Source organism: Erwinia papayae (assembly GCF_058241465.1).
Window position 1 is genome coordinate 1 of the sequence record NZ_JBZCHT010000015.1, and the last position, 12,031, is coordinate 12,031.

The 12,031-nt window shown below is 39.6% G+C and carries 16 protein-coding genes and 1 pseudogene; 7 read left to right on the forward strand and 10 right to left on the reverse strand.

Annotated features, from left to right (window positions below):
* The 10 genes and pseudogenes from AC3RPL_RS26155 to AC3RPL_RS26200 form a co-directional block, all read right to left on the reverse strand.
* A pseudogene (locus AC3RPL_RS26155) lies at positions 1-208 on the reverse strand (hypothetical protein); the annotation flags it as partial.
* Positions 209-283: 75 nt separating this feature from the next.
* Positions 284-766 carry a type IV secretion system protein gene (locus AC3RPL_RS26160; RefSeq protein ID WP_490742207.1) on the reverse strand — a complete coding sequence of 161 codons (483 nt, stop codon included), beginning with the start codon at positions 764-766 and terminating at the stop codon, positions 284-286.
* Entirely contained in the window at positions 753-947 is a 195-nt protein-coding gene (locus AC3RPL_RS26165; RefSeq protein ID WP_490742145.1) for a hypothetical protein, read from the reverse strand. Before AC3RPL_RS26165 ends, AC3RPL_RS26160 begins: the two co-directional genes overlap by 14 nt.
* Positions 937-1,353, reverse strand: a complete 417-nt coding sequence (locus AC3RPL_RS26170) for a hypothetical protein (protein ID WP_490742146.1) — start codon at positions 1,351-1,353, stop codon at positions 937-939. Before AC3RPL_RS26170 ends, AC3RPL_RS26165 begins: the two co-directional genes overlap by 11 nt.
* Positions 1,354-1,682: 329 nt before the next feature.
* Positions 1,683-3,356: a VirB4 family type IV secretion system protein gene (locus tag AC3RPL_RS26175; protein ID WP_490742147.1), complete on the reverse strand. Its 1,674-nt coding sequence runs from the start codon at positions 3,354-3,356 to the stop codon at positions 1,683-1,685.
* Complete coding sequence (locus AC3RPL_RS26180; protein ID WP_289347194.1) at positions 3,283-3,678, reverse strand: hypothetical protein; 396 nt, start codon at positions 3,676-3,678, stop codon at positions 3,283-3,285. The genes AC3RPL_RS26175 and AC3RPL_RS26180 overlap by 74 nt, the downstream gene beginning before the upstream one ends.
* Before the next feature lie 17 nt (positions 3,679-3,695).
* Positions 3,696-4,028, reverse strand: coding sequence for a TrbC/VirB2 family protein (locus AC3RPL_RS26185; RefSeq protein ID WP_490742148.1), 333 nt, complete (start codon positions 4,026-4,028; stop codon positions 3,696-3,698).
* Positions 4,015-4,671: a lytic transglycosylase domain-containing protein gene (locus tag AC3RPL_RS26190; protein WP_490742149.1), complete on the reverse strand. Its 657-nt coding sequence runs from the start codon at positions 4,669-4,671 to the stop codon at positions 4,015-4,017. Before AC3RPL_RS26190 ends, AC3RPL_RS26185 begins: the two co-directional genes overlap by 14 nt.
* A gap of 5 nt (positions 4,672-4,676) precedes the next feature.
* The gene (locus tag AC3RPL_RS26195; RefSeq protein ID WP_490742150.1) at positions 4,677-4,877 is read right to left on the reverse strand and encodes a hypothetical protein; all 201 of its coding nucleotides are present in this window, start codon (positions 4,875-4,877) and stop codon (positions 4,677-4,679) included.
* Positions 4,878-4,879: 2 nt separating this feature from the next.
* Complete coding sequence (locus AC3RPL_RS26200) at positions 4,880-5,374, reverse strand: transcription termination/antitermination NusG family protein (RefSeq protein WP_490742151.1); 495 nt, start codon at positions 5,372-5,374, stop codon at positions 4,880-4,882.
* A gap of 314 nt (positions 5,375-5,688) precedes the next feature.
* On the opposite strand from AC3RPL_RS26200, the gene AC3RPL_RS26205 reads away from it, so the two are divergent.
* The 7 genes from AC3RPL_RS26205 (at position 5,689) to AC3RPL_RS26235 (ending at position 11,426) form a co-directional block, all read left to right on the forward strand.
* Positions 5,689-6,471 (forward strand): response regulator, encoded by a 783-nt coding sequence (locus tag AC3RPL_RS26205; protein ID WP_490742152.1) that lies wholly within the window; start codon positions 5,689-5,691, stop codon positions 6,469-6,471.
* A 12-nt stretch (positions 6,472-6,483) separates the two neighbouring features.
* Positions 6,484-6,939 carry a GNAT family N-acetyltransferase gene (locus AC3RPL_RS26210; RefSeq protein WP_289347231.1) on the forward strand — a complete coding sequence of 152 codons (456 nt, stop codon included), beginning with the start codon at positions 6,484-6,486 and terminating at the stop codon, positions 6,937-6,939.
* On the forward strand, positions 6,926-7,381 hold the full coding sequence (locus AC3RPL_RS26215) for a putative pterin-binding protein (RefSeq protein WP_490742153.1): 456 nt from the start codon (positions 6,926-6,928) through the stop codon (positions 7,379-7,381). The genes AC3RPL_RS26210 and AC3RPL_RS26215 overlap by 14 nt, the downstream gene beginning before the upstream one ends.
* A gap of 1 nt (position 7,382) precedes the next feature.
* Positions 7,383-8,651, forward strand: a complete 1,269-nt coding sequence (locus tag AC3RPL_RS26220; RefSeq protein WP_490742154.1) for a sensor histidine kinase — start codon at positions 7,383-7,385, stop codon at positions 8,649-8,651.
* Positions 8,652-8,892: 241 nt separating this feature from the next.
* The gene (locus AC3RPL_RS26225) at positions 8,893-10,086 is read left to right on the forward strand and encodes a hypothetical protein (RefSeq protein WP_490742155.1); all 1,194 of its coding nucleotides are present in this window, start codon (positions 8,893-8,895) and stop codon (positions 10,084-10,086) included.
* 125 nt (positions 10,087-10,211) lie between these two features.
* Positions 10,212-10,841: a DUF2913 family protein gene (locus AC3RPL_RS26230; RefSeq protein ID WP_490742156.1), complete on the forward strand. Its 630-nt coding sequence runs from the start codon at positions 10,212-10,214 to the stop codon at positions 10,839-10,841.
* 252 nt (positions 10,842-11,093) lie between these two features.
* Positions 11,094-11,426, forward strand: coding sequence for a hypothetical protein (locus tag AC3RPL_RS26235; protein WP_490742157.1), 333 nt, complete (start codon positions 11,094-11,096; stop codon positions 11,424-11,426).
* Positions 11,427-12,031 lie beyond the last annotated feature (605 nt).

The following is a 12,031-nucleotide window of genomic DNA, read 5'->3' on the forward strand; positions in this document are numbered from 1 at the left end:
TTAGTAATGTTTTATTACGGCTCTCCACATGACACGTATTTTCGCTGCATTCAATATTTAGAGAGCTACTCATGTTTTTATGTATGGCTTTACCATCTGCACGGCTTATCGCTTTCCAGTGTCCAACAAATGCGTCATTTTTATCCTTGCATCCAGAAATGACAAAGGTACAAGCTAACGCCATACAGATAATCCATTTTTTATTCATTTTCGAACACCTTTTATAAAATAAGTTACACCCTATTATATCTCGTGATGTTCATATTTTTAAGCATTGATTAGATTACGAGTTTCCTTCTAACCTTCTCCACAAAGCCTGAGCACGTTTCTCATCTTCAATCTTCTCTTTTTGATCCATCAATAGCTTCATGTTCTGAAGCTGAATCTGCTGATTCTGTAGCTCCAACTGTTCCTGCTGTAGCCTGAGAGCCAGTTCTTCACGCTGCTGTGGTGTCTGCACCGTGTTCAGCTTCTGCCTGAGCTGTTCAGCGTTCTTGATACGCTGTGACGCCGCATTATAAGTATCTTCAAACGCCCCGGCCTGTGAAAGCAGGTGGTCAAATGCTTGCTGTACTTTAGGGTCACTGGACGTTAGCCCATAGCGGCTTCGCAGATCGGCCAAATTTTTTGTATCGGTGTAAATATTGTTCCAGTCACTGAGCGGCAAGACCTGATTTAGTAGCGAATCATTAAGGAAATTACCTAGCTGGTCATTTCCCGTTACTATGCTTTTATAGTGGTCATACTGGCTCTTAGCCTGCTGTATCGCCTCCTTCGCTTTGTTTCAGCTGAGACAGTGCTTCATCTGCCTGTTGCTTGGCGTTAGCGGCCAGCTGTGCAATGTTTGCCACATCAATCGTCGGAATACCGGACGCTACAGAGACTGCTGGTAAACATCCAGCCCCTATCATAATAGCCAGCATTACTGGTCTTATTTTACTTTTCATCTATGATTCCTTTTTTCATTAAGCTGATTCGCTGCATTTCATCAAGAAAAGCTGAAACCGATATTTTCGGATCATCTGTACCCAGCTTTTCCCGGATACTAGCTGCTACTCTGTTATTACCATCTTTACCAATCGTCGTTGATAAAAGTGGAAGCCAGTATTTCAACTCATCTGGCATATCAAATGATAACACCGTAGATTGCTGACCTTGCTTTATAAGAAACTCATGCGACAAAGGATTTAAATCAAATATAATATCGAACTCTTTACCTTCAATATTAAACTTCTTATATGCTTCTGCTTTCGCCTGATCGTTAGCTAACCATATCTGAGTAACAACTTGCTGTATCACTGATGCCCCATGTTTACAATTGCTGAGATTGTCAGGCTCCTGCGTATCCATCATAGAATCTTGCCCCTTGTACGACCAGCTTTTAAAATCTCCTTAATGGCGTCAGCGGTACTGTCGAAAGAAAGCGGAATCCAGCACCAGCGATTACATCTAAGTACATATTTGCTGGCTGGGATTCAAGCATGAGTTTTTTCAGAAAGAACATATTACTCAGAAAAACTTCCATCATCTGCGGTTTTTCTGGAAAAATGTCTTCTCCATAATATCGGTACAGTCGAAAGCCAGTCTGCTATACTGCTTAGGATTAAATAAATTTACAGGTGCATCACATACCCATGCATGAGGCCCCGTTGAACCATCTGGGCATACACGACACCATTTCTTTAGTCGAACATGGAGACAATTTCATCTTCTGTTTCTGCCATATTCTGCAACAAAAGAGACATTCCCCTGTTTTCAACAACTGAATGCGCTAGTACAGCCTCAATAGAATGTTTTATTTGGTTCTCTTCAGCATCAGAGCAAACGCCAGCCATCGTATGAACCATATCGAAAAGCTGGTTTCGCAATTCTGGTGAGTCTTCAAGCTGAAACAAATTAATGCCAGTTGAAACACCAGGTTTTATCACAAAGTATTGTGTAGATAATGCTCTGAGCAGATTTTCAAATGAATGATTGTAGTCAAGACAAAAAATAAGTGGATTCCAGCGACTGGCAAATACCAGCAATTCTGCTTCAAGCGTTGTTTTACCAGAACCAGTTTTCCCTACCGTTGATATATGTCCCGGTAAACGCTCACCAGTATTATTCTTCCCGACAGGGCTGTTATGCGCATTGAAGAAATAGAGTGAATCATTTGCTGAACGAAATGGCATCCACGCCTTACCATCACCAGGTGGATTACCATCTGCTTTCCCGGCTGGCGATGCATGGAGTGAAAAACCACAGGCAAGGTTCTCAGTCGATTTCGGCACCGGATACAGCGCAATCGTGCAACCAGGGAACAGAGAATAGTACGTATCTTCGTTCGTTACCGTCGAGCGGATAAAGCGCGTGTCTTTTGCTGTGAATATGGAGTCCATCATCGCGCCATTATCAATAGCTTTTTGTGGCGTGTCCCCATAGACCATAAGCGCGGCGTGGTAACGGCCAAAGAGCTTATCCCCCTGGGTGATATCCTGAACGGCATCATCGAGCGCTTTCGTCTGCTTCGTTTCCCCCTCTGCTGAAGTCAGGTCCACGGCCTGTTTTGTAAAGCTGGCCTTTGACTTGTTGCGATCTTCAAACATAAAGGTCTGCACCAGTGAAAAATCAAACTGTTCTTCCAGTGCCTCATCCCACATGCCGGGAACGGTTTTTGACGGATAATCCCGGAGATCATAGGTTGTGGCATATCTTACTCCGCCTGAATTTGGCCTGTTCTCCACATAATCATAAGGCGCAAAGTTTGTCACACTGTCAATTACTGCATCGCTGAGCCGGGTATCAGAAAGTAAAATATCCTGTTCCTTGCCATTAATAAGCAGGGATACATAGCGCCCTACCTGAGAGAAGACAGAACCGGCTGCATCCTCCTCGACCCCAAGAATGGAAGGTTCAAATGCACTCAGCATTTTTTCAACCATAATCAGGATTTCATTCATCCGGCTAATACCTTCATCCAGATCCCGGTATTTCAGGATAAAAGCCATCGCATAGCCTATCTGCCTGTATTTTCCCTTACGGTAAGGTGCAGTAAGGGTATCGACAAAATCCTGTAATACAGGCAGTTCGATATGATAGTCAGCGTCCAGTGAAATTGATGATTTGGTTGTCCATGTCTGAATCATGAGATTCTTCCCTTCTTTTTTACCAAGTGAGAGAAGAAATCTGTTTTCATTTTTAAAAAGTTTATTTAATTCAGGCTTTTCTTTTGTTGCATAAGAAACGCCTTTAAATCTCACGATACTAATTAAACGTTGACCGGAAACAGTCACCATATTTTCATGGACGTGATAATTCATCCACGGAACTCTTGTTTCCGGTGAGATACCTTTTTTGCGCAATCCGCCTGCCATAGAATTGATTCCATCGTGGGTTATACGGTGTAATTAATAAAGAACGACCGAATATCATATTCCTTATATACCGCCTTAACATAAAGCGAAAACGTGTAAGGAAGCGGCTGTCAGACTCACAAACAATTCTGACAACCACAAATAAGATCATAGGGACAATTATTGCGATTAAGCCGTACCAGCCAAAAAGCACACAACCGATACCTGTCAGCACTATGCCAAAAACCAGTATCCCAAGAATAACAAACTGAGGAACCCCCTGATATGATGCCGTTCGCCCCATCGCATTATAACTGTCAAATACATATTCATCTTCTTCCATAGAGTATTTCCTCTGAATCAGGATGAAGTTCCGAACACCTGCCACAAAGCAGTGAAGAACACAACAGCTCCCCCAATCCAGATTGCCATACTTAAATCAGTGATATAATCCCAGAACGTTTTGTCGTGATTTCCTGACATGCGAGAAATAGCCAGCCGTATACCAGACACAATCACACAGCAAAGAACAATAGTACCTGCAAGAGCGTAAAGGCCGATTTGAATATTTTTAGCATATTGATTTAGCGTATCCAACCAGCCTGTGTCACCTGCCGCCAGTGCATACGGTGAACATGCCAGCATTAGTAATGCCAGCGCATAATGCCTTTTTAAGTTGTTAGCCTTTAACATTTGTGTCTTCCTCTTCATTTTTATCAGCGATAGTTGGTTTACTTTGCTTTTGTTTAAAATATCGTGGATATTGCTGTAAAACGTCCCATTCATCGTATACAGGTCTTTCATGCGGTTCATATCGTGAAGCGGGTTCGCTCACAGCTGAATCATCAAGCGCCGGGACTTTAACCGCTGCCGAATTTGCCGCAACGATTCTTTCAACATAACTTGTTCCGTTATTTTCCTTTTTAAATCCTCTGGTATAATTCCCGCTGTAATAACACGAGAATGATTTCTTTAATGCATGTTGTTCTGACTCACTGTTTTTTAGTGCGCGGGAATAACAATCTTTAAGTATGTTCGACCCCATTTTTAAATTCGTACAGGGTGAAAAAACTGATTCAACATCTTTGATATCGAAATATTGCCGATTGATCTGTGCAAGACCAATACTGAAGTTAGCATTTTCTTTAGCAAGTTGTTTAACAGCTATCAAAGCTTCTTCTTTCGTTTGTGGCTGTCGATTGAGTGGTTTACCTACGACACCAATAGCCCAGGGATTAAAACCTGACTCTGTTTTAACTATACGACTGAGTGTATCGGGAGCAATATCCGGGGCGCACTGTATCGCCAGCGCAAGAAACGTCGCTGTAGATATCATAAGTTTTATCCATTATTAAGAATGTCGTCTTTTGCCTGCTCTCCGTGGTTTTCAATTAAATAACGGACAAATGCAGACGCAGCCATAACCTTACCCTCCTTATATCCAATCTCGGTTACGATCTCTTCCAGTTTTTGCCGTGGCCCCGGAGAGACATAAATATTATTGGAATATTTTTTTTGCTGCCTGTTAGAGTTGCTTGCCATTTTTACTCCGTCGTTAATCGTTTTTGTTTTGAAATCATAGAAAACATAAGTTCAATACGCTCAGAGGCTTCTTTGGCGTTAAAGATCTTCTCTATTTTTTTCAGAACGTCTGTGGGGATATTCGACCGATCATCGGTAAGGTGTTCAGTACCCAGGCTTACCGTTGGAAGGTTATGGTGTATCAGTTTCATTGCATTAACCTCTTCCTGTTGTATGGTTGCAATCTGGTTTCCAAAGCGCACAAAATCCATCGCGCCAGGCATTCTCTTTATTGCAGTGGTATGGATCTGAGCCGGATTAAATCTGACGAGGATATATCCGGGAAATGCGGGATAATTAATCAGTCGGTAACTGTTTTTCTTGTCTCTGCGACGGCGTCGCTCAAGAATGAGGGGACAACACGTTTTGATACCAGCTTCTGATAAATTCTGAAGCGTAGTCCTCCATGTATTCTCCCGGCAACGTAAAAGATACCAGGCATCAGACCATTGCTGCATGATGGCCTCCTTTTGATAAAATCAATTAAAAACAATAGCTAGCGCACTGCATTGGCCCCAACACAATGCATATTTACTATATTTAACAATGACTATGTTACGGATTCATTATTACACAACGAGTGTTTTTGTGAAGTGCTTTTGAGTGTTTTATTGAGATCTATTTGATGTTTTTTGCATTTTCTTTTAAATATCAATAAGATAAAGAAAAAAATTAGCTCTCTTTTTCTTTGTAATTGGTGTATGTTTGCCGTAATCGTCGCATAGATGCTCACTTGGCACTCATTAACTTTACAATTAGCTATTAAAAGACTATGGAAAAACAGATTTCAATCGCACAACACATTCATAAGCTAATGATTCAAAAAGGCATTGACAGAAGAAAACATGCATCGACAATGGCAGAAATTCTTGGCATAAAATATAATAGCGCCAAACAAAAGTTAGACGAGAAAAGGGGAATAACTTTCAATGAAGCAAAAGAAGTGTTTCGATATTTTAATGAGCAATTTATCGGAGGAAGAGATTATAACTGTGTGTTTATATTTAAAGACGATCACAAGCGTTGCAATATTGAAACTGAAGACAAACCATCTGAAATAATAGAAAAAAATGAAAAGTATGCCATTAAACAAAATGGTATTTTTATTATTAATGCGAACAAAGAACATAGTACTGATGAATCATTATATAAAGTAAAAAAAATAGAATTTTTACCATCACCTAAGTTAGCCATTTTAGATAATGAAAATGATATTTTGGAATTAATACAATCTATCACGACCAGATACGGAATAGATACCTACACATTCAAAACCAAAGAGGATATAATTAATTCCATCAAATCTAAAGAGTACGACTGTTATATTTTAGATTGGTTGCTTGATTTCGGTGAAACCTCAGAAGAAGTAATAAAAACGATAAGAGGTAAAAATGATAAAAACATCCCTATATTAGTTCTGACAGGTCAGATAAATCAATATGAAACAATAATAGGAGAAACGATAGTTAAGTATGGAGTGGAGTTGATTGAAAAACCAGCAAGATCTATTATAATAACTTCTATTTTATTAAGTAATTTATTCTTCCAAGATTAAAGGTTATTGATGATGATTAAAAAAATCACATATGAAAAACTCAAGAAAGAGCATCTCCCCTTCTTTTATGAAATAAGGTTCTCAGTTTATGAAAATATTGTTCACACACATCAGATAAGATATTTATTAAGAGAACAGGCGCTGGAAGACATATCTCAAGGTGGAGGATGGATTTGTAAAGTTGACGGAGTTTATGCGGGCATGGGCTTTGGTATATTTATACCGGAACCTATCATTGGCGGGCTGTTCATAAAACCAGAATACCAATCAATTGGTATTGGGACAGAATTGCTTCACCGAGTAACAGAATGGTTTTATCAGCAAGGTGTAAAAGAAATTATGTTGACTACAGATGAGGGGTCTAAAGCTGAATTTTTTTATCGAAAAAGAGGCTGGGTTACAGTCGGTAATGATGAAACAGGATTACAAAAAAAATTAACAAAAAGGTTGACTTGTGAAAATTTATAAAACCCTAATTCTATTGCTCATAAGTTTTAATTCACTGGCCACCGAAGACTTCTTTTATCTTAAAATTAGCAACGGAGAAAAAATAAAAATCACAACAAATGATTTAGAGAAAATGCCTTTAAATGATATTACCACATCAACTAACTTTACTGAAAGAAGCACTTTTAGTGGAGTAAGGCTTAGTTATTTAATAAAAAAACATCATATTAGTAGTGCTAGTATAAGAGTTTTCGCTTGGGATGATTATTCTTATACCATACCTGTTGATGAGATATCAAAGTATAAGGTTATTATAGCTTTCAAAAAAAACGGAAATTATATACCTATATCTGATCTTGGCCCTTATGCAATAATATATCCGAGAGATGATAACCCTGAGCTTATAAATTTAGATGTCAATGCAAGAACTGTCTGGCAGATAAAAGAAATACTGGCAAAATAAAATGAAAAAACTAGCAACTCTGTTTTTTAGCCTGATAATTATTTTCATTATAGCTGTTAGTATGACATTGAAAAGCTTCAATGAAATAAAAGAAAGATATAAAGATATAGAACCCAATCTAGATAATTACTCTGCTGCTGAGGTGCTATTTATCTCATTCGAAAGAATGAAGAATTCTTTATTTTATGATGTAGAATCTGGGAACCGAAGCTTTATTATTAAGAAAAAAATATTCGATTCTAAAATTAAAATTTTAGAAAGCAAATCCAATCATAGCAACTCTTTTTTCTATGACGCAGATTTCTTAAATAAAATATCTATTTTAAAAAATCAAAGTTTGCACCTAGATACTTTATATGCAGAGATGCCAATCAAAAAAATAACCAATAATGATCTTCTTAATTTTTTAGATAAAATGGAACCAAACCTTATAGACTTGCAGGAAATTATATATAGAATACAGATTTATAACTTTAACGAAACAAAAACAATAATTCAGGACAATACAAGTCAGACAGAAATACTAGCTATCATCTGCTTGACTCTATTTTTTATCATCATTACAATTTTATTAGGTTCTTTTATAAATTTAAAGAGAGTCGTTAAAGAAAAAAATATATTTATATCAAGTATTTACCATGAACTATCCACATCTATCCAAGCAATTATTATGGCATCAGATATAATTTCACATGATAATGAAAAATGCAATAAGACAATGATAAGTAAAATAACTAGTCACGCTAATAAACTGGTGATTAAAACCAAAGATATACTAGAGTATTCAAAATTTGAAATGGGAAATGTAAGCGTGCGAGAAACATCATTTTCCATCGACGAAATAGTATATGAAGCACTATCTAGCGCAAACAACATCAATAATAAAAATAAACTTATAATTCATAAATCAACATTTAAAAAGAAGTTAATTTCAGACAAACAAAAAATATCAAGCGTGATTGTTAATCTTTTAGATAATGCAAATAAGAACACTTTAAATGGCACAATAGTTATATCAATAAAGATACTAAACAAAAAACTTTTTATTGTTGTTAAAGACAATGGCTGCGGTTTTAATATCAATAAACTCAATTACTTATACAAACCCTTCAACCAAGGTGCGGAAAAGGATACTAAACAAGGCCTGGGACTTGGACTGACCATAATAAAAAGCCATGTATATGTTTTAAAGGGTAAAATAAGAGCCAAGTCTCAAATAAACGTAGGTACAACATTTATCATTATGATACCCATTAAGTTTGTATCTTAATGAAGATGCAGGTCTTGATAGTACTTAAAAAAAACGTCTTTGAACTTCAGATATGTTACTCCACTCCAGCCAGAGCACCAGATCCGGACCAGAAAGTAAAAAACCCGATTACCAGTCGGTTTTTTTTACGTCTCAACTTCAACATCAATCCCTTCTCCCGCTCTTCTTTCTTTTCGGTATAGCCCAGGCAATATGTTAAAATATCAACACTTAAAGGAAGGTTACAGAGAGCAAATCTATAATGGATGATGTTATAAAATTTATCAGTAAGTGGCTGGGCTGGGGTCTTGCAACATTCGCTGCTGCAGTAGTCTCTTTGTTTTTGTTCTGGGCTTCTTTTCTCGCCCTTTTTGGTACATTACACGACGACAACAATAATGAAGAAGAATTCCACAACCGTTACTCCGGCACAACACATGTAAGTTCTGCGTATGACGGGCAATATCTCACCCACCGTTTGATAAAAATGGACCTGGATTACGGCATAACCACGCAAGAAACCATGCGTAACGCCCTGAGCAACGTCAGTCAGTACCTGAAAAGCGTCAACGCTACATGTTCCTGGCAAAATACAGATGAAGGAACTGCGGCTTATGTAGCCTGCGCTAACGAACGTCTTCATGACAATTTCTATTACACGCCAAGCGTGGAAGTATCCAATAACTATGCCATTCATCGTTCTGACTGCGACACCAACACCTATCTGATGATCGATGCAATGAGAATGAAAGGTATGGAAGGTTATATTGTTTACGCCCCCGGCCATGCATTTCTGGCATGGAAGGACAGCTTCGGTAATTATAACTATCAGGAAACCACATCATACAATAATAAAGGGAAACCAGCCGATTTAAGTATTGACTGGTATACTAAAACAATAGATAAAAGCTACTATACGCCTGTTAATGCTCAAATGGCAGAGCAGATATATAACGCCCTTATCTATGATAAATCAAAAGGTCGTGTAAACATCGACACCCTGTACAGTAAAAATAAAGAAAACGCATTTATCGCTGACTGGTATTTTTATGCCAGAGACAAGCAACATAAAACAACAAAGTCAGATGCACAACTTATGCTGTCGTTACTTCACACGGACTTTACATCAACTGATAAAAAAATGGCTGTACTTCATTACCTGATGAGTAATAATCAGAAGGATAAAGCATTAGTTATGCTGGATAATATTCCTGCTGAAAAATGCGGCAGGGAGTGTTTTGCAGCCGGAGCGGAGCTGGGACAGTTAAGATTCGTTATTTTCAAGAAACCTTTTTTCATTTATGACGACTATCTCAGTAACCATGCATTAAGTGGAAAAGTTAAGTCATTTCGTAACGGAATTATCCTTTTTATAATGGCGCTATTACTGGCAGCTGGCACATTGATTGTTTCAGCACTGAACTTTAAAAAAATCAAATCCACTGGAAAGGTGTAATTCCTGCAACAAGGCCCGGTTGCCGACCCTGCGAAAAATCGGTTCTGCGCCCGCGCCTGTTGCCATCCTCGCTGAATTCCACGTTAATCTTTCCCTGATCAATCCAGTACTGTAATGGAGCTTTTTTGACTGCTTTACTCACCAAACGCCCCGATAGCGAACTTGCGCACCTGGCCTGGTGCATCCTTGTTGCCGTCAGTCTTGCACGACGGGAGGGCAAAGCGCGTTCTTCACTGGCAACGCATATGTTCATCATGCAGTGGCTGTCCACGGCCCAGAAACGCAAGCTGTTCCCGAAAACACTGGCACAGGACATAATCTGGCTACAGAACGAAGGTAAGCGATACGGCCCGGATGCGCGGCTGTACAGCAAGATAGAATACGTCTGGCTGGCAAGTTCAGGCAGACTTGCCAGTCAGAGTACACTTTTCCGATTTACCTGCATGATAGACACCCTCCGCACGATGGGATGGCAGGATCATCTTTTGTCTGATGATGAATGGGACATCGACTGGAGTACGGGAACTGAAATCTCAGCAATTTACACCCAAAAATCCCGTCTCCACTCCTCTTTCTCAGAGAAAGGGGAGCTGATAACGCCAATGGAAATCCGCCTTACCGGGGATATCAGCGGTCTGCCACCCCTGCTGGAACAATGCTGTCTCAGGACGGACACGTTACCATCTACCCCCGGATATTCTTCCCTTCATCTGCTGCCGGATGTGCCGAATACCACTTCAGAACACAAAATTTAAAACGCTGAAAAGTGCATTATTTGCACTTTTTTTGTATGATATGGAGTAGGCATTAAAGTTAAGGTCGCTGGCATATGACAGGATTCGAACTGCGTATCTGGAGACGTGGGTACAACTGGACACAGGAGCGGGCAGCAGAAGAATTAGGTGTATGCCTGCGTACGTACAAAACGTATGAGAAGACCGCGCCGCCTAAAACAGTTATCCTGGCTACCCGTGGTCTGGACGCATTATTGGTTAAGGAAATCAGCGATGTATAAAACAGTTAAAAAAAATCTCCTCCCCCTGCTGGTTATAGTTGCCAGTACAACTGCTTCAGCAACGGGAATACCGCTAATCAATGCAGGTGAACCCATTAAAGTATCTGAAACCAGTGGCTTTCTTTGTGGATCTGATGGTAATGGCTATATTCTTAATAACGGTAAGTTGCAGCCGCTTGTTTATTCAGATGTGGCCGTATGCCATGATGATAATCTCTGGTATAACGGGCGCTCATTAAGTTTTATGGACATTGTAAGTTTAGACGCCAAAGAATTTTTAGCCGCCAGAGAAAAATATGGGGTAAATAATGATGGATTTAAATGATAAAGAATTAAGTCTGGTGCTTGTGACGGGATGGATATGTGTATTATCGTGTATCCTGTTGGGTATAGTGATGCTTGCAGAAAACATACTCCCCAATATATTCCGGTAATTGAGAAGGAATACGTAGCGACATTCTTAATTATCTTGCTGATTTTATGATGTATGCTTTTCCTGGGTCAGTTATCCTTTTCGCCGTTGCCAGTTTTTTGCTACTGGTGAAGAAAGCCGTTTACAGATGGTGCTGACGGAAGCCGAATCCAGGCGATTTTCTTTTGCCGTTCACCCGGATTCGGTTTTACGGGTGGTTTACCGAACTGCGCCCCCTGCCCTCGTCCGTTCAGATTTTCTGACCAACTTTTATTTTCGGCTTGTTTTACTAAGTGGCTGTTTTTACTTATTTCACTTCCTCACGGAAAGTCGCTTCAGGACGCTGGCCAGCTGCTGCCGGTGACGCGACCGCAAGCGGATTCATTCAGCTTCACTGAAGAAGATTTTCCCTTGCAGCCGTCGCCGCTGCGTCACGCGCCAGTGCTACAATGGCGCGGCCCGGACCGGACAGGGAGCCGATTAATCAGGGGGGGTTGTTCCCGCCCTGCCCTTGTCCG